General features: G+C 73.4%; 16 protein-coding genes. 4 read left to right on the top strand and 12 right to left on the bottom strand.

Features of this window, described 5'->3' with window-relative positions; all coding sequences use genetic code 11:
• Positions 1–48 precede the first annotated feature (48 nt).
• From AB0C78_RS10905 to AB0C78_RS10890, 4 genes are all read right to left on the bottom strand, one after another.
• Positions 49–777, bottom strand: a complete 729-nt coding sequence (locus tag AB0C78_RS10905) for an ABC transporter ATP-binding protein (RefSeq protein ID WP_360745073.1) — start codon at positions 775–777, stop codon at positions 49–51.
• The gene (locus tag AB0C78_RS10900; protein WP_360745070.1) at positions 764–3,013 is read right to left on the bottom strand and encodes an ABC transporter permease; all 2,250 of its coding nucleotides are present in this window, start codon (positions 3,011–3,013) and stop codon (positions 764–766) included. Before AB0C78_RS10900 ends, AB0C78_RS10905 begins: the two co-directional genes overlap by 14 nt.
• A gap of 34 nt (positions 3,014–3,047) precedes the next feature.
• A complete protein-coding gene (locus AB0C78_RS10895; protein WP_360745067.1) occupies positions 3,048–4,469 on the bottom strand; it encodes an ABC transporter substrate-binding protein in 1,422 nt (473 codons plus the stop codon).
• A gap of 98 nt (positions 4,470–4,567) precedes the next feature.
• Positions 4,568–5,329 (bottom strand): SDR family oxidoreductase, encoded by a 762-nt coding sequence (locus tag AB0C78_RS10890; protein ID WP_360745064.1) that lies wholly within the window; start codon positions 5,327–5,329, stop codon positions 4,568–4,570.
• Positions 5,330–5,519: 190 nt separating this feature from the next.
• Here AB0C78_RS10890 and AB0C78_RS10885 point away from each other — a divergent pair, with 190 nt between their 5' ends.
• A complete protein-coding gene (locus tag AB0C78_RS10885) occupies positions 5,520–7,148 on the top strand; it encodes a class I adenylate-forming enzyme family protein (protein WP_360745061.1) in 1,629 nt (542 codons plus the stop codon).
• Positions 7,149–7,155: 7 nt separating this feature from the next.
• Here AB0C78_RS10885 and AB0C78_RS10880 read toward each other — a convergent pair whose 3' ends face one another.
• From AB0C78_RS10880 to AB0C78_RS10860, 5 genes are all read right to left on the bottom strand, one after another.
• Positions 7,156–8,583, bottom strand: a complete 1,428-nt coding sequence (locus AB0C78_RS10880) for an AAA family ATPase (RefSeq protein WP_360745058.1) — start codon at positions 8,581–8,583, stop codon at positions 7,156–7,158.
• Between the two features lie 70 nt (positions 8,584–8,653).
• On the bottom strand, positions 8,654–9,265 hold the full coding sequence (locus AB0C78_RS10875; RefSeq protein WP_360745056.1) for a PaaI family thioesterase: 612 nt from the start codon (positions 9,263–9,265) through the stop codon (positions 8,654–8,656).
• A complete protein-coding gene (locus tag AB0C78_RS10870) occupies positions 9,265–11,529 on the bottom strand; it encodes an acyl-CoA dehydrogenase (protein ID WP_360745053.1) in 2,265 nt (754 codons plus the stop codon). The genes AB0C78_RS10875 and AB0C78_RS10870 overlap by 1 nt, the downstream gene beginning before the upstream one ends.
• 12 nt (positions 11,530–11,541) lie before the next feature.
• Positions 11,542–12,702 carry a steroid 3-ketoacyl-CoA thiolase gene (locus tag AB0C78_RS10865; protein ID WP_360745050.1) on the bottom strand — a complete coding sequence of 387 codons (1,161 nt, stop codon included), beginning with the start codon at positions 12,700–12,702 and terminating at the stop codon, positions 11,542–11,544.
• A 79-nt stretch (positions 12,703–12,781) separates the two neighbouring features.
• Complete coding sequence (locus AB0C78_RS10860; protein WP_360745047.1) at positions 12,782–14,470, bottom strand: AMP-binding protein; 1,689 nt, start codon at positions 14,468–14,470, stop codon at positions 12,782–12,784.
• A 172-nt stretch (positions 14,471–14,642) separates the two neighbouring features.
• On the opposite strand from AB0C78_RS10860, the gene AB0C78_RS10855 reads away from it, so the two are divergent.
• Positions 14,643–15,563, top strand: coding sequence for a 3-oxoacyl-ACP reductase (locus AB0C78_RS10855; RefSeq protein WP_360745044.1), 921 nt, complete (start codon positions 14,643–14,645; stop codon positions 15,561–15,563).
• A 93-nt stretch (positions 15,564–15,656) separates the two neighbouring features.
• Here the strand turns inward: AB0C78_RS10855 and AB0C78_RS10850 are convergent, their stop codons facing one another.
• The 3 genes from AB0C78_RS10850 to AB0C78_RS10840 form a co-directional block, all read right to left on the bottom strand.
• Positions 15,657–16,433 (bottom strand): SDR family oxidoreductase, encoded by a 777-nt coding sequence (locus tag AB0C78_RS10850; RefSeq protein WP_360745041.1) that lies wholly within the window; start codon positions 16,431–16,433, stop codon positions 15,657–15,659.
• Positions 16,434–16,488: 55 nt separating this feature from the next.
• A complete protein-coding gene (locus AB0C78_RS10845; protein WP_360745038.1) occupies positions 16,489–17,235 on the bottom strand; it encodes an SDR family oxidoreductase in 747 nt (248 codons plus the stop codon).
• Positions 17,236–17,296: 61 nt separating this feature from the next.
• Entirely contained in the window at positions 17,297–17,983 is a 687-nt protein-coding gene (locus tag AB0C78_RS10840) for a TetR family transcriptional regulator (RefSeq protein ID WP_360745035.1), read from the bottom strand.
• 164 nt (positions 17,984–18,147) lie between these two features.
• On the opposite strand from AB0C78_RS10840, the gene AB0C78_RS10835 reads away from it, so the two are divergent.
• Positions 18,148–19,674, top strand: coding sequence for an FAD-dependent oxidoreductase (locus AB0C78_RS10835; RefSeq protein WP_360745032.1), 1,527 nt, complete (start codon positions 18,148–18,150; stop codon positions 19,672–19,674).
• Positions 19,671–20,849: an alpha/beta hydrolase gene (locus AB0C78_RS10830; protein ID WP_360745029.1), complete on the top strand. Its 1,179-nt coding sequence runs from the start codon at positions 19,671–19,673 to the stop codon at positions 20,847–20,849. Before AB0C78_RS10835 ends, AB0C78_RS10830 begins: the two co-directional genes overlap by 4 nt.
• Positions 20,850–20,910: the final 61 nt, after the last annotated feature.

Here is a 20,910-nt window from a genome sequence, read left to right as displayed (position 1 = left end):
GTGCGCCCTGTGGGGGGACGACCCCCCACACCCCCCGGTTCGCTTCGCTCATTTGAGAGCCTCCTCGGTGCCGATGTAGGCGGCGATGACCTTCGGCGACTCGCGGATCTCCCGCGGCGTCCCGGACGCGATCAGCTCGCCGTAGTCCAGCACGTGGATCGCCGAGCACAGCCGCATCACGAGCGGCAGGTCGTGCTCGACGAGGCAGATCGCGAGGCCCTCGGCGGCCAGGCCGGTGAGCATCTCCGCGAACGCCTCGGTCTCCCGCTCGGTCTGCCCGGACGCGGGCTCGTCGAGCAGCAGGACGCGCGGCGAGGTCATCAGCGCCCGCGCCACCTCGACGACGCGGGCCCGCCCGATCGGGACGTCCGACACGTCGCGGCCCGCGATGTCGGTCAGGCCCGTCCGTTCGAGGACCGCGTCGGTGGCCTCGTCGAGCTGCTTGCGGGACCCCTTGCGCAGGACGTCGCCCGCGACGCGGACGTTGTCGCGCACCGACAGCGACAGGAACAGCTCCAGCCGCTGGAAGGTGCGCGCCATGCCGCGCCGCGCGCGCTTGGCCGGGGACAGTCCGGTGATGTCGGCGCCGTCCAGCAGCACCTGCCCGGACGCGGGCTTCTGGAGCCCGGTGATGGTGTTGAACATCGTCGTCTTGCCGGCGCCGTTCGGCCCGATGAGGCCGGTGATCTGCCCTTCGTCCATGGTGAGGCCGACGCCGTCGACCGCGGTGTTGCCGCCGAACCGGACGGTGATGTCCCGGGTTTCAAGCAGGGGCATTCGCTTCTCCCCTCAGGGCGGGCACGGGACGGGACGGCCGGTGCGCGGCCGGCAGCCCGAGCGCGCGGTCGATCCTGGCCCGCAGCTCGTCGCTGTACGGCTCGTCCACGCCCGCCAGTTCCGGCGGCGTCTCGCGGGCGCCGCGCTCTTCCGTGATCATCCGTCCGACGACCGGCAGCAGCATGACCACGCACAGCGCGGCGATCGCGAACGTCCAGGCGCCGATCACATCGGTGACCGCCAGGACGTACAGCACCGCGCCCACCGCGCCGCCCCCGTACAGGACGGGCCTGGCGCCGCGCAGCCTCCGGTAGGAGTCGGCGATGTCGTGGACGAACCCGCTCGGGTTGCGGCCGACGCCCATCCCGACCAGCGCGGTCATCACCAGGACGAGGTGGCCGAGCGCGGTGTAGATGTTCGCCATGCTCTCGTGGCTCAGCGCCAGGTCGTTGAACGTGGCGACCAGTACGGCGGACCCGACGCCCGCCATCAGCCCGCCGGCCAGCGCGCCGCTGATGTAGCCGATCCCGGCGACCACGACGAGCATCAGCAGGCCGAGGCTGCCGACGAAGGTGAAGTTCTCCTGCGCGACGGTGCCGGTCGCGGACGCCATCAGCACGCCGCCGAGCCCCGCGATCGCCGCGGAGATCATGAAGACGCTCAGCTTCAGCCGGATCAGGTTCTGCCCGAGCATCGCCGTCGCGGCCGGGCTGTCCTTCATCGCCGCGAGCCGCCGCCCGTACCCGCTGCTGCGCAGCGCCGCGAGCCCGACGCCGATCAGCGCGAACAGCACGGTCGCCGTCATCAGCGAGGACGTCCCGTCCCGCAGGTCGAGCGGCCCGATCTTCAGGGGTGGGACGACCAGCGACCCGCCCGGGAACAGGGTGAACTTCACCCCGAACAGCTTGTGCTCGGTCGTGTCGCGCAACACCATGTTCGACAGGAACTCGCCGAACGCGAGCGTGGCGAGCGCCAGGTACAGGCCGCGCAGCCGCAGCGCCGGGAGCGCGACGAGCCCGCCGACCAGCGCCGCCGCCACCACGGCCAGCAGGATCCCCTGCACGTTCAGCCGCGCGTCCAGGCCGGTGCCGTGCACCCCGAAGTGGAAGGCGACGACCGTCGCGACCGCGCCGAACGACAGCGGCGCGAGGTTCAGCTCGCCCGCGTAGCCGGTGAGGACGGTCAGCGACAGCGCGATGATCGCGAACGTCATGCCGAGCGCGAACGTCGTGATGCCGGAGTCCGACAGCAGCAGGCTGTACAGGTACACGCCCGCGACCAGGACCGCGCCCCACACCGCCGCCGAGCGGACGGTCGGCGGCCGGTACCGCTCGCGGGTCCGGACGGCTGCGCCGCGCAGCCGGTCCTGCGGCAGCACCACCAGCACCACGAACAGAATGATCATCGGCAGCGAGACCCGCAGGTTGCCGGTGAACGTCCCGGCGGACGGCAGGTACGCCAGCACGTAGTTCGCCGCGAGGCCCAGCACCATCGCGCCCGCGAACGTGCGGGGGATGCTGCGCAGCCGGCCGAACATCGCCGCCGCGAACGCGTCGATCACCAGCAGGGTCAGCTGGTCGGCGTCCAGCGCGCCGCCGCTGATCGGCACGATCAGCACCCCGGCGAGGACCGCGAGGGTGGAGCCGAGCGCCCACGACAGCATCGCGGCGCGCTCCGGGTCGTGCCCGTTCAGGCGCAGCAGGTCCGGGTCGTCGACCGAGCCGCGCATCACCACGCCCGCGCGGGTGCGGGTGAACAGCACCCGCAGGCCGGCGGCGATCGCGACCGCCGCGGCCAGGCATACCAGCTCGTGGTAGCGGATCTCGACCCCGCCGAGCGTGATCTTCGCGCCGGAGCCGAAGAACATGTCCACGGTGCGGGCCTCGTCGGGGTCCCAGACCCACTGCGCGAGGTACACCGTGCCGAGCAGGACCGCCACCGTCACGATGATCTTCGTGACGTCCGCGGTGCCGCGCAGCCCCTTCATGATCACGGCGTGCAGGGCAGCGCCCATCGCCGGGCCCACCACCCCGATCACCGCGACGAGCGCCAGCCACGCCGGCCAGCCCCACTGCTGGACCTGCCAGTACAGGAACGTCCCGAACATGGCCTGCGCGCCGTGCGCGAAGTTGAAGATGCCCGAGGTGGTGTAGGTCAGCACCAGCCCCGACGCCGCGATGGAGTACACCGCGCCGAGCACCAGGCCGAGGATCGTGTAGGTCAGGAACGTCGTCATTGATTCACCGCCATATGTCGCGCCTCCGGCGGAATCAGGAGGACTGGGGCTTGATGACGTCGCCGGTCAGGAACTTCGTCGACGTGCGGTCGCCGTTCAGCGAGGTGCCCCAGGTCTTCGGGTCGGTCTTGACCACGAAGTCGCCGCCGCACTCGAACTCGCCGACGTTCTTCGGGAAGACCTGCTCGAACTTCGTCCCGTTCAGCCGCACCATCAGCGCGCAGGACGCGGGCTTGTTCGCGCCCGGGTCGGTCGGCGCGTGCAGCCCGCCGCCCGTCCACTCGTGGACCTTCGCCAGCTCGTTCACCATGCACTGGCGGGTCAGCTGCGACCCGCAGGTCTTGGCCGCCTGCGCCCACAGCAGGAACGCCGACGTCGCCTGCATGCCGAGCAGCGCGACCTTGCCGTGGTGGGCGTTGACGATGTCCATGTACTGCTTGACCGCGGGCACCTTCGCCGCGTTCTCGAACGGCTGGAAGATCATGCCGACGTTGATGTTGTTGCCGATCCCCGCCTTGTTCCACTGCGAGACCAGCGTGCTGTACCAGGTCGCCTCGAACAGGTAGGTCGGCTTCACGCCCGCCCGGTCGATCGTCTCCAGCAGGCTGAACTGCCCGGGGTCCGGCGAGTCGGACGTCCACAGGTACTGCGCGCCGCACTTCTTGATCTTCTGCGCGAACGGCATGTAGCTGCTCTCACCGGCGTCGTTCAGCTTGATGCCGCAGTCCATCGGCTTGACGCCGATCGAGTTCATCGCCGCGGCGACCTTGCCGGAGCCGGTCTCGACCGCCGGGGACGTCGAGTGCAGCACGTCCGTCTTGCCCTTGAAGTCGGGGAACTGCTTCTCCGCGATCCGCAGCGCCCCGATGTTCATCATGTCCACCGGGTACGGGACGGCCTCGAACTTCATCGGCCCCATCGCCGCGTTCGGGCCGACGGTGTAGCCGGCGACGGTCGGCAGCTTGCAGCCGACCCGGTACTGCTCGGCGGCGTCGTCCATCGCGAAGCCCTGCCCGACCAGCATGAAGTCCTGCTTGCAGGCCTGCTGCACCACCTTCACCGACTGGGTGTAGGCGGCGTCGTACTGGTCGCCCTTGATCGTGCGCCCGTTGATGCCGCCCTGCTGGTTGCACCAGTCGATCATGGCGCTGACCGCGTCGCCCATCTCCTTGGACAGGCCCGGCGCGGAGGTGAACCCACGGTCGTCGCCGAACCCGATGCGGATCTCGCCGTCGGTGACGCCCTGGTCCGTGGACCCCTTCGCGTCGCCCTTGCCGCACGGGGACGGCAACGTCCCGAACGACGTGGCGGACGCGGCGGCGCCGGTCGTGCCGCCGTCGCGCGTCCCGCCGCCGCCGGACGTCGTGTCCGTGCCGGACCGCGAGCTGGCGCAGGACGCCAGCAGCGTCACCGCGAGGGCGCCCGCAGCGAGGCGCCCGATCTTCTCGACCTTCATTCGGCCGTGTCTCCTTTCACCGGCCGCGGCGAAGCGGCGGTGGGGTGGGTGGGGTACGGCGGGGGGCGTGGTCTCGTGATCAGCCGAAGCGGGCGGTGTCAGCCGAAGTAGGCCTGGCCGCCGTCCAGCGGCACGGTCGCGCCGGTCAGGTAGCGCAGGCCCGGCTGGACGAGGGCGACGACGGCGTTGCCGATGTCGGCCTCGCAGTCGCCGATGTAGCCGAGCGGGATCGTCTTGCGGAACTCCTCCGCCGCCTCCGGGAACGCCTCCGTCCACCGCTTCAGCCCAGGTGAGAGGGCATGCGGGGCGATGGAGTTGGCGCGGATCCCGTCCGGGCCCCACTCGGCGGCGGCCGTCCGGGTCAGCGACCGCAGCGCCTGCTTGGCCGCCGCGTACGCGCCGTACGTCGTCGGGTCCCAGCGCACCATCGCCGACGTCACGAGGTTGACGATGTTGCCGCCGCCCCGCGCCTTCATCAGCGGATGGCACGCCTTCATGAACGCGAACGCCGCGAACGGGCCGGACACGAAGCCCCGCTGGAACTTCTCGTCGCTCATCTCCAGCAGCGGCCCGTACCCGCCCGAATAGGCGTTGTTGACGAGGATGTCGACGCCCCCGAACCGGCCCGCGACCGCGTCCACCACGCCGGGGATCGCCCCCGTGTCGGCCACGTCGCAGGCGAACGGCTCGGCGTCCGCGCCCCGCTCCCGGACCAGGTCGCACGTCGTCTCCAGCTTGTCGGGCGTCCGGCCGAGCACGGCGATCGCCGCGCCCTCCGACGCCAGCGCCAGCGCGATGCCCTGGCCGACGCCCTGGCCCGCACCGGTGACGATCGCGACCTTGCCGTCGAGGCTTCCCATGTCATCCCCCCTGCATCCGTCCTGGTGCGGTCATGGTGATGTGACGCGGCCCACGCAATAGCCGCAGTCCCGCTCACCGGGAACGCTCCAAGCAGGCCGGGTACCCTGCGGTCCGGTCTCGCTCAGCGGAAAGACCCGCTGGTCCCCGCGGCCGGGGTGAGAGCCTTCGGCCACGCGAGGAGGAGGCTCGATGCCCACGACGGCGATGGAGATCATGCAGCGGCTGACCGGCCCCGGCGGCGAGTTCGAACTGCGCGAGGAGGAGGTGCTCGGCACCCGGCTGCCGGTGTTCGCCGGACGGGCCCGCAGCCTCGGCGAGGTGCTCGCCCGGTCCGCCGCCCTCGGCGACCGCGACTACATCGTCACCGCGGACCGCCGGCTGAGCTTCGCCGAGCACGCCGCGCAGGCCGCGTCGCTGGCGAAGGCGCTGCGCGACGAGCACGGCGTGCGGCCCGGCGACCGCGTCGCCATCGACGCCGCCAACACCCCGGAATGGATCGTCGCGTTCTGGGGCGCGATCGCGGCGGGCGCCATCGCCGTCGGCTACAACGCCTGGTGGGCGCCCCGCGAGATCGAGTACGCCCTCGGCCACACCGAACCGGCGCTCGTCATCGCCGACGCCAAGCGCGCCGCGCAGATGCCGTCCGGTACCCGCGTGCTGACGATCGAGGAGGACGTCCCGGCACTCGCCGCCCGGTACCCGTCCGCCGGTTTCGACCTGCCGGACGTCGCCGAGGACGACCCGGCGGTCATCCTCTACACCAGCGGCACGTCAGGCCGCCCGAAGGGGGCGGTGCACTCGCACCGCAACCTGACCTCGGTGATCGAGTACCACCGGCTGAACGACGCGCTGCTGACCGCGTTCGGCGACCCCGCCGACCCCGCGTCCCGCCGCTACCTCCTCGCGCTCCCCCTCTTCCACATCGCCAGCCTGCACAACCTCGCCGTCCCCCGGCTCGCCACCGGCACCGCCATCGTCATGCACGAGGGCGCGTTCGACGTCGACAAGGTCCTGCGGCTGATCGAGAAGGAGCGCGTGACGAACTGGGGCGCCGTCCCGACGATGGCGAACCGGATGATCGAGCACGGCGACCTGTCCCGCTACGACACGTCCTCGCTCACCGGGTTCGCGCTGGCGTCCGCGCCGTCCTCCCCGGCGTTCAAGGAGAAGCTGCGCGCCGCGTTCCCGCCCGCCGCGAACGCCCTCGTCGACAGCTACGGCCTCACCGAGACCTGCACCGGCGTCGCCGTCGCGTCCCCCATGGACCTCGCCGAGGCGCCGGGCACGCTCGGCCGCCCCGTCGCCGGCGTCGCGCTGGAGATCCGCGACGCCGGCGGCAAGCCGCTGCCCGAGGGCGAGGAGGGCGAGGTCTGCGTCCGCAGCGCCTACAACATGCTCGGCTACTGGCGCGACGACGAGGCCACCGCCCGCGCCATCGGCCCCGGCCGCTGGCTGCGCACCGGCGACATCGGCACGGTCGAGCAGGGCCGCCTCCGCCTCACCGCCCGCCGCTCCGACCTGATCATCCGCGGCGGCGAGAACGTCTACCCGGCCGAGATCGAGAACGCCCTCGCCGAGTACCCGGGCGTGCGCGAGTGCATCGTCCTCGGCGTCCCGCACCCCGACCTCGGCCAGGAGGTCCTCGCCGTCGTCGTCTTCGGCGGCGCCCCCGCCGCCGAGGCGGACCTGGCCGCGTTCGCCCGCGACCGCCTCGCCTACTTCAAGGTCCCGTCCCGCTGGAAGATCACCACCGACCCGCTCCCCCGCAACGCCACCGGCAAGGTCATCCGCCGCGAGGTGGAGAAGACCCTCGGCTGATCCGGGATCAGGAGCGCCAGGCGGCCACCACGTCCTCCGGCGTCCAGACGAGGTCGACGCCGTCGCGCGCCTGGACGCCGGACAGGGACACCACCACGAGCCCGGCCGCGGCCGGGTCGAGCCCCGGGACCTGGACGGCCGCGCGCCGCAGCCCGGCGAGGTCGTGGTCGTCGAAGGGGCCGGCGAGCCACTTGACCGACCCGGCGAACGCGATGCGGCCCGCGACGGGCGCGCGGTCGGCCCCGACCAGGTCGACCTCGGGATCGAACCGCCGGTTCCACCATCCGCCGACCGCCTCCACCTCCGGCCAGGGCAGGTCCGCGCGCTCGAGGGCCTGCCGCACCAGCGGCTCGACGGCGCGCCCGCGCCACGAGGTCCAGCGCCGCCGGACGATCCGGAAGCCCGCCTCCGGGCGGCCCCGCCGCGCCTGCTCGTGCGCCGCCCGCAGCGCCGCCAGGTACAGCCGCAGGTTGCTGTCGGCGATGCGGTAGAGGGCGGGCTTGCCGGGCCGCGCCGACAGCGGCTCGTCGACCGCGATGATCCGCTTCTCCTCGGTGAGGCGCCGCAGCAGGGGCGAGAGCGTCCCCGACGGGAGGGCGCCGTCGCGGCTGCCGGCGGACGCCGCGATGTTGGCGTGCGTGCGGTCGCCGGCCCCGACCGCCTCGATGACGCGGCGGGAGACGTCGGGGTTGGGGAACTCGGCGAGCAGCGACGCCTCCGGGACGCCGAACAGCGCCGCCGCGGGGTCGCCGCACTCCTCCTCGAGGAACTCCAGCGCGGGCGTCCCGTGCGGCCAGGTGCGGACGATCCCGGGCAGCCCGCCCGACACCAGGTGCGCGTCGATGGCGTCCGCCGCCCCCAGCCCGAGGGCGTCGCTCAGGTCCGCCGGGTTCAGCGGGCCGAGGGCCATGGTGTCGGCGCGCCCGTAGAACGGCCGGTCGTAGGCGGTGAGCCGCTCCATCATGTGCACGTCGCTGCCGAGCAGCAGGAGCAGCACGGGCTTGGACGACAGGAGCCGGTCCCAGCCCGTCTGCAGCGCGCCGTCGAACAGCGCGTCCTGCTCGGCCAGCCAGGGCAGCTCGTCCAGGACGAGGATGGACGGCGCGTCCGGCAGCACCGAGGCCAGCACCCGGAAGGCGTCCGGCCAGCTGCCGTTCTGCAGCGTCGGCACGAGTTCGGGGTCCGCCGGCAGCGCCGACTCCCTGACGTCCCGGAGGAAGGCGTCCACCGCCTCGATCGGCGAGGCGCCCTTGGTGGCGGTGGAGAACACGTACGGCACGCCGGCGCGGTCGCAGAACTCCTGGACGAGCCGGGACTTGCCCACCTGCCGCCGCCCGCGCAGCGCGAGTGCCGCTCCCGTCCCGGTCCTGGCGACCCGTTCCAGCCGCTTGCGCAGGACGGCGAGCTCCGCGTCCCGCCCGATGAACCCCGCCAATGTAGCTCCACTCTACGTAGACGGCATCTACATAGATTAGCCCAATCACCGTACGGGCGGGTGGCGCCGGTCAGCGGGGGCGGGGTGGGTATTTGGCTATGAACAGGCCTTCGGCGGTGACGCAGTCGCGGCCGTTCGCGCTGATGGCGCCGGTGGTGCGGATCTTGCGGCCGTCGACGGAGACCTGGCGGGCGGTGACCGTCAGGGGCTCGAACAGCGGCGTCAGGTGGTGGTAGCGGAGGGTCAGCTCCGCCGTCATGCCGGACGTGCCGGCCCACCCGTTCGCGACGCCGAGGGTGTGGTCGAGCATGAGGGCGGAGACGCCGCCGTGGACGCTGGACGGCGGGCCCTGGTAGGGCAGGTCCAGCGTGACGGTGCTCTCGATGGATCCGTCGGGGCGGCCGACGTAGGCGAGCGGCGGCGCGATCGGGTTCTCCGGGCCGGTCGCCGGGTCGTGGCGGGTGTTGCCGTCGCCGCGCCACATGTTCACCAGGCGGTCGCGCAGCGGCGGGGCCTGGGCCTCGAGGTCGTCGGCGACGGCGTTGAGGCGGTCGGCGATGTCGGCCATGTCGGCGCCGGAGATGTCGCCCGCCCGGACGAGCGCGCCGATCACCCGGCGGGCCGCGGCGGCGGCGCCGTCCACGCCGCAGGAGCGGCGGTCGGCCTGCAGGTCCATCGGCATCAGGCCCTCCCGGCGGGCTGCGGGTCGCGGGGCAGCCCGAGGAGCCGCTCGCCGATGATGTTGAGCTGGACGTCTGTGGTGCCGCCCGCGATCGACATGTTGCGGGAGTTGAGGAACATCCAGGTCGGGTCCCCCATGCCGCCGGGGCCCTCGCCGGTCAGCGCGTCCGCGCCGATCCAGTCGACGGCGGTCTCCCACACCTGCTGGATGTGCTCGACGCCGATCAGCTTGCCGATGCTGGACTCGGCGCCGGGCTGGCCGCCGGCGAGGGAGCGCAGCGTGGTGCGCAGCCCGAACAGGCTGCTGGACTGGGCGTCGCAGAGGATGCCGCCGAGGGTGGTGAGGCGCTCGTCGTCGGCGCCCCCGGCGGCGAGCTGGAGGAGGGCCTCGCCGCCGCTGCCGAGGGACGAGTCGTTGGACAGCGAGACGCGCTCGTTGGCGAGGGTGGTGCGGGCGAGCTTCCAGCCGTCGCCGGGCCCGGCGACGAGCAGGTCGTCGGGGATGAAGACGCCGTCGAGGAACACCTCGTTGAACAGCTCGTCGCCGGTCAGCTCGCGCAGCGGGCGGATGTCGATCCCGGGCGACTTCATGTCCAGCAGGAAGTAGGACAGGCCCTTGTGCTTGGGGACGGACGGGTCGGTGCGGGCGAGCAGGATCCCCCAGTCGGCCTGGCGGGCCATGGACGTCCAGACCTTCTGCCCGGTGATCGTCCAGCCGCCGTCGACCTTCTCGGCGCGGGTGGACAGGGCGGCGAGGTCGGAGCCGGCGCCGGGCTCGGAGAACAGCTGGCACCAGCGGATGTCGCCGCGCAGCGAGGCGGGCAGGAAGCGCTCGTGCTGGGCGGGCGAGCCGTGCGCGATCAGCGTCGGGACGACCCAGTTGCCGATGATCATGTCGTGGGCGCGCAGGTCCGCGGCGCGCATCTCCTCGGAGATGACGAGCTGGGCGACGGCGTCGGCGCCCTTGCCCCAGGGGGCGGGGAAGTGCGGGGCGGTGTAGCCGCGGTCGGCGAGGTAGCGGGTGCGCTCCTTGTCGGTGAGGGCCTTCGCGGGTTCGAGTTCGGCGCGGATCTCGGCGCGGACGGCCTCGGCCTCCGGCGGCAGGTCGACGCCGAGTTCGCGGCGGACGCCGGCGAGGGTGAGGGACGCGACGCGGCGCCGCCACGACGCGGTGGAGCCGAGCAGGACGCGCAGCGTCTGGGTGCGGCGCAGGTAGAGGCTCGCGTCGTGCTCCCAGGTGAAGCCGATGCCGCCGAGGGTCTGGATGCAGTCCTTGGCGGTCTGGAACGCGGCTTGGACGCTGGTGGCGCCGGCGACGGCGGCCGCGAGGGACGCCTCGCCGCGCTTCGCGCCGGATCCGTACTGGGCGCCGGATTCGTGCTGGGCCCCGGATCCGTGCTGGGCCCCGGATCCGTGCTGGGCGCGGGATTCGTCCTGGGCGCGGGCGGCGTCCCAGGCGCAGGCGCGGGCCTGCTCGGCGTGGGCGAGCATCCGGGCGCAGCGGTGCTTGACGCCCTGGAACTGGCCGATGGGGCGGCCGAACTGCTCACGGACCTTGGCGTACTCGGCAGCGGTGGTGGTCGCCCAGTCGGCGAGGCCGGACGCCTCGGCGGCGAACAGCGTCGCGGCGAGGTCGAGGACGTCCTGCGAGTCCAGGTTCACAACCGACTCCGCGGGGACGGTTGCGTTCTCCAACCCGACCCTGGCCAGGCGCCGGGTGAGGTCGTGGCTCGGCAGCGCCTCGACGGTGACGGCGTCGCGCGGCAGGACGACCCATGCCGTCGCGTCGCCGTCGGTAGCGGGCAGCACGAACACGTCGGCGAGCTGCCCGCCGAGCACCGGCGCGGAGACGCCGGTCAGCGTGACGACGCCGCCGGAACGCGACAGCGTCAGCCCGCCCGCCTCCAGCCCGACCGCGCCGAGCGTCGCGCCGGACGCGAGCCCTTCCAGGTGCGCGGAGTGCCCGGCCCGGTGCAGCACCGCGCTCGCGAGGACGGTCGGCAGGAACGGCCCGGGGGTCATCGCGCGGCCGAGCTCCTCGACCACGACGGCCAGCTCGACCAGCCCGTACCCGGCGCCGCCCGCATCCTCCGGCAGGTGCAGGCCGAGCAGCCCCTGCCCGGCGAGGTCGTCCCAGAACGCCGGCGCCTTCTCGGCCCCGGCGTCGACGGCCGCGCGGACGGCGGCCTGCGTCACCTGCCGGGACGTGAAGGCCCGCACCGCGTCGCGCAGGTCGCGGTGCTCCTCGGTCAGCCCGATGGTCATGTGCGTGAGTCCTCAGATCCGTTCGATGATGGTGGCCGTGGAGTGCGCGCCGCCGGCGCACATGGTGACGAGCGCGGTGGACTTGTCCGCGCGCTCCAGCTCGTTCACGGCCTGGGTGATCAGGCGGGCGCCGGTGGAGCCGACGGCGTGGCCGAGGGCGATGGCGCCGCCGTTGACGTTGACCTTGTCCATGTCCGGCTCGTGCACCGACGCCCACGACAGCACGACCGACGCGAACGCCTCGTTGATCTCGACGAGGTCGATGTCGGAGAGCTTCATCCCGGCGCGGTCGAGCACGTGCGAGGTCGCCTCGACCGGGCCGTCCAGGTGGTAGTAGGGGTCGGAGCCGACCATGCCGGACGCGACGATCCGGGCGCGCGGCCGCAGCCCGAGCGCGGCGGCCTTCTCCGCCGACATCAGCAGCACCGCGGCGGCGCCGTCGCTGATCTGCGAGGAGTTCCCGGCGGTGTGGATGCCGTCCGGGATGACCGGGTTCAGCTTCGCGAGCGCCTCGGCGGTGGTGTCGCGCAGCCCCTGGTCGCGGCTGACGACGGCGGTCTCGCCGGTCGGGCCCTCCCTGGTCATGACGGGCGCCTCGATCTCGACGATCTGCCCGGCGAACCGGTCCTCGTCCCACGCGCGCCGCGCCCTGGCCTGCGACGCGACGCCGAGCGCGTCGGCGTCCGCACGGGTGATGCCGCGCTTCCTCGCGATCCGCTCGGCGGCGGTGAACTGGTCGGGGTAGTCGATCTCCCAGCCGTCGGGCGCCGGGCTGCCGGTGCCGGGCGCGAGGGCCTGGCCGAGGAACACCCGGCTCATCGCCTCGACGCCGCAGCCGATGCCCGCGTCGATCGCGCCGGCCGCGATCAGCCCCGCGACCAGGTGCACCGCCTGCTGCGACGAGCCGCACGCGCAGTCGATCGTCGTGCAGGCCGTCGTGAACGGCAGGCCCGCATACAGCCAGGCGTTGCGGGTGACGTTGTTGGACTGCTCGCCGACCTGTGTCACGCAGCCGCCGACGACCTGCCCGACCGCGGCGGGGTCGACGCCCGCGCGCTCCAGCAGCCCCTTCTGCGCCAGGCCGAGCAGCTGCGCCGGATGCAGCCCGGACAGCGCGCCGTAGCGCTTGCCGACCGGCGTCCGGACGGCGTCGACGATCACGGCCTCGGCCATGAGGATCTCCTTCTCGAGGTTCGTCGTTGAGCTGTGGCGCGCCCTCGCCCGCGCCTGAACGAGGGCGGCACGCCGCAACTCAACGGGAGGTGGTGAGGAAGCGCTTGGCCCAGCGGTAGTCGGCCTTGCCGCTCGGCGAGCGGACGACCGCGTCCGTGAACGCGACCAGCGCCGGGATCTTGTAGCCGGCGAGGTGCGCGCGGCAGTGCGCCCGCAGGTCTTCGGCGGTGGCGGACGCGCCGGCGCGCAGCTCGACGACGGCGGCGACGCGCTCGCCGAACCGGTCGTCCGGGACGCCCGCGACCAGCGCGTCCATGACGGCGGGGTGCGCCTTGAGGGCCTGCTCGACCTCCTCGGGGAAGACCTTCTCGCCGCCGGTGTTGACGCAGCCGGAGCCGCGGCCGAGCACGACGGTGGTGCCGTCGGCCTCGACGCGGGCCATGTCGCCGAGGACCGCCCACCGCGTCCCGCCGATCACGGGGAACGTGCGGGCGGTCTTCTCCGGGTCGTTGTGGTAGCCGAGCGGGACGTGTCCGGACCGGGCGACGACGCCGATCTCGTCCGAGCCGGGCGGGATCGGGTTCATGGCATCGTCGACGACGGTGAGGCGCGGGCTCGGGGCGATCCGCATCAGCCCGTCCGCGCCGACCTGGACGCTGCCGTCCACCCCGGACTCGGACGCGCCGAACCCGTTGTTGATGTAGACGCCCGGGATCAGCTCGGCGATCTCCTCCTGGACGCTGCGCGAGAAGATCGCGCCGCCCGAGCCGACGACCTTCACCGACGACAGGTCGGCTTCGGCGCCGTGCGCGCGGATCGCGTCGGCGAGCGGACGGGCGATCGCGTCGCCGACCACCGTGACGATCATCGGCTTCTCGCGTTCGATCAGGCGCAGCGTCGCGACCGGGGCGAAGCGGCGCGCCAGGATCGCGTGGGAGCCGGTGAACAGGGCGATGAGCAGCGTGTAGGCGGCGGCGCCGTGCATCAGCGGCATCGTCAGCAGGTAGCCGAACCCGGTGCCGGCCTTCGCGGCGGCGGCCAGGTCCTCGGCGGTGAGGTGCGGGTCGCCGTACGGGTTCCCGCCGCTGACGGCGGCCATGTAGAAGTCCTCGTGCCGCCACACGACGCCTTTGGGCAGCCCGGTCGTCCCGCCGGTGTAGAGGACGTAGTGGTCGTCGGGGCTGCGGCCCTCGCGCAGGGACGGGTCGGCCTCGCCCGGTTCGGCGTCGTAGTCGCGGACGCTGATCCGCGACGGCCACTCCAGCCCGCCGCCCGCCACGCCGCCCCCCACGCCGCCCGCCACGTCGCCTGCCGCGTCGCCTGCCGCGCTGCCTGCGGCGTTTGCGGCGGGCTCGTTTGCGGCGGTCGGGTCCGGGCGGACGATCTCGACGTGGCGGAGGCGGGGGCAGTCGTGCGCGACGCGCGCGGCGGCCGGCGCGTACTCCTCGTCGACGACGAGGGCGGCGAGCCCCGCGTCGGTGTAGAGGTGGCGCAGCTCGCGGTCGGTGTACCGGTAGTTGATGTTGACCGGGACGGCCCTGGCCTTCAGGCAGCCGAGCAGCGTCTCGACGTACTCGGTGCCGTTCGGCATGTGGACGCCGACGTGCTCCCCTGGGCCGATGCCCGCCGTGCGCAGCGCGCGCGCCACGGCGTCAGCGCGCGCGTCGAGCTGCTCGAAGGTCAGCCTGCGCCCGCCGCAGACGACGGCGAGGCGGTCCGGCACGGCCGCGGCCACCGCCTCGAACAGGGTCGCCAGCTGAAGTGTCATGGCGGCGAGACTAGAATTCGTTCTTGCGGCTGGCAAACGACGTCCCACTCACCGGTCCCCGCTGACCACGGACGCGGGACGGGCCCGCTGAGCGGGACCGTCGCCGCGCGCCAACTAGAATACGTACTAGTCTCCGGTCCGGCCGAAACGCACGGACATACCGGGAGCACCGATGAACGCTGACCTCTCCCTGGCGGGCCGCACCGCCATCGTCACCGGCGCGGGCGCCGGGCTGGGCCGCGCCGAGGCCCTCGCGCTGGCCGCGCAGGGCGCCAACGTCGTCGTCAACGACGTGGGCCCGGCCGCCGAGAAGGTCGTCGCCGAGATCACCGGGGCGGGCGGCAACGCGATCGCGGTCACCGGGGACGTCGGCGACTGGTCCATGGGCGACACCCTCGTCTCCGCCGCCGTCGACACCTACGGCTCGCTGGACGTGCTGGTCAACAACGCCGGCGTGCTGCGCGACAAGATGCTGTTCAACCTGTCCGAGTCGGACTGGGACGACGTGATCCACGTCCACCTGAAGGGGCACGCGGCGGTGTCGCGCGCCGCGGCCGTGCACTGGCGGGCGGCGAGCAAGGCCGCAGGCGGCCCGGTCTACGGCCGCGTGGTCAACACCGCGTCCGAGGCGTTCCTGTTCGGGTCGGCGGGCCAGCCGAACTACTCCGCCGCCAAGGCCGGCATCGTCGCGCTCACCCTGTCCACGTCCGCCGGGCTCGGCCGGTACGGGGTCCGCGCCAACGCGATCTGCCCGCGCGCGCGCACCTCGATGACCGAGGCGACCTTCGGCGAGGGCACCTCCCCCGGCGGCCTGGACGCGATGGCGCCCGAGCGCGTCGGCACGTTCGTCGGCTACCTCGCCTCGCCCGCGGCGGAGAAGATCAGCGGCCAGGTGTTCATCGTGTACGGCGACATGGTCGCGCTGATGGCCGCGCCGACCGTCGAGCAGAAGTTCACCGCCGCGGACGGCGTGTTCTCCGTCGAGGAGTTCGGCGCGCAGGTCACGCCGTACTTCGCGGACCGCGACCCGCACCGGACCTACGCCGCCTACAGCGTGGCGAAGCTGGACACCACCGGCACCAACGCCGGCTGACCCCGCGAACGCCCGAAGGCCGCCCCCGGCGCGGAGGGGCGGCCTTCGGCGTCTTCCGGTCACACGACCGTACAGCTCAGAAGACGGTACAGGTCAGAAGACGGACGGGCCCCGGAGGGTCGCCTCGGCGCCGCCGTCCACGTAGACGACCTGGCCCGCCATGTGCGAGTTCGCGGGCGACACCAGCCAGGCCAGCGCCTCGGCGATGACGATCGCGTCCGCGTAGCCGTTCAGCGGCATCGGCACCGCCTCGTTCATGATCTTGAACATCTTCTCGTCCTCGAACAGCGGCGCGCTCATCGGCGTCCGGACGACGCCGGGCGCGATCGCGTTCAGCGGGATCCCGGCGCCCGCCCACTCCGGCGTCACCGCCACGCGCCGCAGCCACTGCGCGAGCGCCGACTTCGACGACGGGTAGAGCCGGTTGCCCTGCTTCGCCGCCAGGACCCGGTCCGCCGCCGCGAGCGCGGCGGGCTCGTCGCCCTCCAGGCAGGCGCGCAGCACCGCGTCGTCCACCGGCTGCGTCCCGGAGATCGAGCCGACCACCGCGGCGCGCGGCGCCTCCGCCTCGGCGAGCGCCGGGCGCAGGCCGTCCAGCAGCGCGACCGCGCCGAAGTAGTTGACCTGGACGGTCAGCGGCGTCGGGCCGGTCACCCCGGCGCAGGCGACGGCGCCGTCGAGCGCGCCGCCGGAGCGTTCCAGCACCTCCGCGACGGCCTGCATCCGCCCCTCGGCCGTGCTGAGGTCGGCGCACACCTCGGCGTCGCGCAGATCGACCCCGACGACCTCGTCGCCCTGCTTGCGCAGCAGCTCCGCCAGCGTCTTCCCGATGCCGGAGGCCGACCCGCTCACGGCGATGGTGCGTCCCATGTACGTCTTCCTTTCGATGTCCCGGACGAGGCCGCGAGGCCGGACGTGCCGGGGGCTACAGGTGCGAGCCGCCGTCGACGCGCAGCTCGGCGCCGGTCAGGTAGCCGGCGTCGGACGACCCGGCGAACGCGATGACGGACGCGATCTGCGCGGGATCGGCGACCCCGAACGGCGACACGATCCGCGTGAAGTAGCTGAGGTCGGTCCCCTCGGGGAACATGTCGGCCCTGGTCAGCGGGGTGTCGACGGTTCCGGGGGAGATCGGCACGACGCGGATGCGGCGCGCGGTCAGCTCGGCCGCGAGGCTCAGCGAGAACGCCAGCACGGCGCCCTTGGACGCCGAGTAGGCCGTCATGTACGGGTTGCCCTGCGTCGCCGACAGCGACGAGGTGTTGATGATGACGCCGGTGCCGTCCGGGAGGTGCTTGAGGGCCTCCCGGCAGAACAGCGCGGTGCCGACGAGGTTGACGTTGAAGATCCACGTCAGGTCCGCGACCGACAGCGTCCCGATCGGGGTGGTCTTGTGCACGCCCGCGACGTTGACCAGGACGTCGATGCCGCCGAGCGTCTCCGCCGCGCCGGCGACCGCGGCGATCACGGCGGGCTCGTCGGTGACGTCGGCGACCCGCGTGGCGACCGTCCCCGGGCCGGGGGCGCCGGCGGCGGTCTCGGCGAGCCCGTCCGCGGACCGGTCCACGGCGTAGACCGCGGCGCCCTCGGCGGCGAGCCGGTGCGCGGTGGCGCGTCCGATGCCCGACGCGGCCCCGGTCAGGAGCACTTTCACGCCGTCGTAGCGATTCATGCCGGAACGCTAACCGCGGCCCGGTATGCCCCGCCGGGACGATCCCGATGAACGGGAGCGCCTACTCGGGGGCCTTCCCGGGGGCGTTCCCCGCGGCGTTCCCAGGCGCGTTGCCATGCGCATTGCCGGGCGCGTTCCCGGGGGCGTTCGAGCGCGGCGCGAGGAGGAGCTTGCAGGCCAGCCGGATGTCGCTCTCCACGTCCGCCATGGACGCGCGCCCGTTGAGGCTCGACTGGAGCACGCCGTACCAGCACTGCATCAGCAGCCGGACGAGCGTGACGTCCTGCGCGGTCGGCACCTCGATGCCCACGGCGCGCAGCAGGATCTCGCGGAAGGTGTTGTCGATGTGGACGGTGTCGGCGACCGTCGCGACGTGCGCGGTGTTGGACGCGTGCAGCATCGACGTCGACAGCACCGGCTGCGCCATCAGGTACCGGCTGGCCTGCACCAGCAGGTCGGCGACGGCCTCCTCGGGCGCGGTGTCCGGGTCGGGCTCGGTGACCTGGTCGCGGAGCCGGTCGACCTGCGCGGCCATCACGCCGGTGAACAGGTGGACCTTCGACGGGAAGTACCGGTACAGGGTGCCGATCGCCACGCCGGCGGCCTTCGCCACCTCGTGCATCTGGACGCGCTCGAGGGACTTCTCCGCGCCGATGCGCGCCGCCGCGCGCAGTATGCGCTGGCGGCGGTCGTGCTGCTCGGGTGAGCTCGGCTCGGCGGACAGCCTCGCCGACGCGATCCTCGCCACGATCCTCCCCCACGTCCTTTCCGGTGCTGACAAGGAACAATATCCGGAGTCCCGGCACGTCCCGCGATCGTCGATACCGGTCAGTGGGACCGGGCGTCCCGGTGCGCCGCGGCCCCGCTTACCTTGTGGCCGCGCCAGCACCCGAGGCTCGGAGGGGACGTCACGTGGGAAACGCCGGGGAATCGTGGGACGACGAATACGACGTGGTGGTGGCCGGTTCGGGGGCCGGCGCGATGGCGGGGGCGCTCGCCGCGGCCTCGGCCGGGCTGCGGACGGCGGTCCTGGAGAAGACGGGGGTGCTCGGCGGGACGTCGGCGTACTCGGGGTCGGCGATCTGGCTGCCCGGCACGCGGGTGCAGGAGCGGGCCGGGATCGGCGACTCGACCGAGTCGGCGCGCACCTACCTGCGGGCGCTGATCGGCGACGGGACCGCCGCGCACCGGGAGGCGTTCCTGGAGACGGCGCCGGAGCTGGTGGACTTCCTGGAGAAGGACCCGGCGATCGAGTTCGAGTTCCAGCCGTTCCCCGACTACTACGACGCGCCCGGCCGGATGGACATGGGCCGGTCGTTCGTCCCGCTGCCGCTGCCCGCCGAGCGGCTCGGCGACCTGGCCGGGCTCGTCCGGCCGCCGGTCGACCGGGACCGGGCGGGACGCGGGCACTCCGCGTCCAAGCCGCTGGTGCAGGGCCGCGCGCTGATCGGTCGGCTGCTGCTGGCGATCACCGCGACGGGCAACGGCGACGTCCGCACCGGCACCGCGCTGACGGACCTGGTCGTCGAGGACGGCGAGGTCACCGGCGTCGTCGCGGCGGCGCCGGACGGCCCGCGCCGGCTCCGCGCCCGGCACGGCGTGCTGCTCGCGGCCGGGGGCTTCGAGTCGTCGGCCGCGCTGCGCGGCGAGCGCGGCGTCCCCGGCGGCGCCGCCTGGACGATGGCCCCGGACGGCGCCAACACCGGCGACGCGATCACCGCCGCCGTCGCGGCCGGCGCGTCCACCGGCCTGCTCGACCAGGCGTGGTTCTGCCCCGGCGTCCTCACGCCGGACGGCCTGCCCGCGTTCACGCTCGGGTTCCGCGGCGGGCTCGTCGTGGACGGCTCGGGCCGCCGGTTCGGCAACGAGTCGCTCCCGTACGACCAGATGGGGCGGCGGCTCGCGGCGGCCGAGGGACCGTTCCACCTGATCTTCGACGCCCGCTCGAAGGGCCTGCCGGCGATCTCCGTCCCGCCGGTGGCGCTGGAGGAGCAGGTCGCGTCCGGCACATGGATCGAAGCAGGCTCCCTCGCCGAGCTCGCCGCCGCGACCGGCCTGCCCGCCGGCACGCTCGCCGCGACCGTGGAACGCTTCAACGGCCTCGCCGCCAAGGGCGTCGACGAGGACTTCCACCGCGGCGAGGACCCCTACGACCTGTTCTTCACCGGCGGGAGGCCCGGCCTCGTCCCGGTCGACGAGCCGCCGTACTACGCCGCGGAGATCGTGCTCAGCGACCTCGGGACGAAGGGCGGGCTGCGCACCGACCCCGACGGCCGCGTCCTCGACGGCGCCGACCGTCCCATCCCCGGGCTCTACGCCGCGGGCAACACCAGCGCATCGTTCACCGGCCCCGTCTACCCCGGGCCGGGCATTCCGATCGGATCAGCGATGGCCTTCGCCTACCGCGCCGTCCAGGACATGAGGAGGAACCGCACGTGAGATTCGCCAGGGGGCGCCTGACCGCCGCCGCGACGGCCGCCGTGGCCGCCGCCGGGCTCGCCGCCACCGCCGTCCCCGCGCACGCCGAGCCCGCGCACGCCGATGCCGGGCATCGCGGGACGCTGCTGGCGAGCGCGCCGCTGCACACCGCCGCGGCCCTGCCGTCCGCCTCCTTCACCCGCGCGATCCGCTACGTCTCGGAGGGCGTCGGCGGCAAGCGGATCGCGGTGACGGGCACCGTCGCCGTCCCGAAGGGCAAGGCGCCGCGCGGCGGCTGGCCCGTGATCAGCTGGGCGCACGGCACGACCGGCACCGCCGACGCGTGCGCGCCGTCCCGCGACACCGCCACCGGCCCGGCGCACGACTACCTGTCGATCACCGAGGGCTACCTCGACAAGTGGGTGGCGCACGGGTTCGCCGTCGTCCAGACCGACTACGAGGGCATGGGCACGCCGGGCGGGCACCCGTACATGAACGGGGCGAGCGAGGCGAACACCGTCATCGACATCGTCCGGGCCGCGCACGGCGTCGACCCGCACATCGGACGGACCTTCTACGTCGCCGGGCACAGCCAGGGCGGGCACGCGACGCTCTTCACGGCCGCCGAGAAGACCCGCGACGTGCGGCTGAAGGGCGCCGTGTCGATCGCGCCCGGGTCGCACATGGCGGAGACGGCGACGTACGTCCAGGCGCGGTACCCGGGCGCGGAGCTGGCGCTGCCGTTCCTGTTCGTGCTGCTCAACGGGGCCGAGGCGGCGAACCCGTCCTTCCACCCGGAGAAGCTGCTGACCGACCGGGCCGCGGCGGTCCTCGCGTCCGGCCGGACGACCGCGTGCCTCGCGCAGCTCCGCGAGGCGGGCTCGTCGATCCCGCTGGACCAGGTCTTCCGCCCGGACGCCGACCTGACCGCGTTCGAGACCTACTTCAACACGCAGGAGGCCACCGGCCTCGACCTGCGGGTCCCGACCCTCGTCGCGCAGGGCACCGCCGACACGTCGGTCTCCCCCGCCGCGACGAAGGCGCTGGTCGCCGACCTGTGCAAGCGGTCCCCGGCCATCGCGTACCGCGAATACGCCGGCGCCGACCACCGCGCCGCCATCGGCGCGTCCTTCGACGACGCCCTGGCCTTCGTCCAGACCCTCCAGTCCGGAGGAACCCCGCCCACCACCTGCTGACGGGACCACGTCCGCTCGCGGCGAGTCGTCGTTATGGAACCGCCCATAACGACGACTCGCC

The organism is Actinomadura sp. NPDC048394, assembly GCF_040651755.1.
Classification (GTDB): Bacteria; Actinomycetota; Actinomycetes; order Streptosporangiales; family Streptosporangiaceae; genus Spirillospora; species Spirillospora montaniterrae.
Note: the sequence above shows the minus strand (reverse complement) of the source record. Positions and strands in the feature narration are given on the sequence as shown.